This window comes from Streptomyces sp. WM4235 (assembly GCF_001279725.1).
Classification (GTDB): domain Bacteria; phylum Actinomycetota; class Actinomycetes; order Streptomycetales; family Streptomycetaceae; genus Streptomyces.
The window spans coordinates 1-433 of sequence record NZ_LGDE01000289.1 but is presented as its reverse complement, the minus strand read 5'-3'; the positions used below and the strand labels follow the sequence as shown (position 1 = coordinate 433).

The window sequence follows — 433 nt, the reverse complement described above, 5'->3', positions numbered from 1 at the left end:
GGGGTCGTAGGAGATGTTGCCGGTGCCGTCCTGCTTCTCGATGCCGCCGATGCGGTGTTCTAGGCCGGGGGTGCCGGGGACCGCCCACGGGCGGGCCAGGGTCTGGGGATCGCGTTTGTACGGCCAGAACACCTCGGTGCCGTCCGCCAGCTCGTGGTTCGGACCGGTGGCGAAGGGGGTGCGCAGATCCGGAAGTTCGTCCACGTCCGGGATCTTCCAGGGTTCGGAGCCGTTGGCGAGGTAGCCGTCGGAAAGCAGGAACACCGGCGTCCGGTAGGTCAGCGCGATCCGGGCCGCGTCGATCGCCGCGTCGAAGCAGTCCGCGGGCGTGCGGGGGGCCACGATCGGCACGGGGGCCTCGCCGTTGCGCCCGTACATGGCCTGGAGCAGGTCGGCCTGCTCGGTCTTGGTCGGCAGCCCCGTCGAGGGGCCG

The 433-nt window shown here is 71.4% G+C and carries 1 pseudogene; it reads right to left on the bottom strand.

The window, feature by feature from the left end:
* A pseudogene (locus tag ADK55_RS19700) lies at positions 1-433 on the bottom strand (2-oxoglutarate ferredoxin oxidoreductase subunit alpha); the annotation flags it as partial.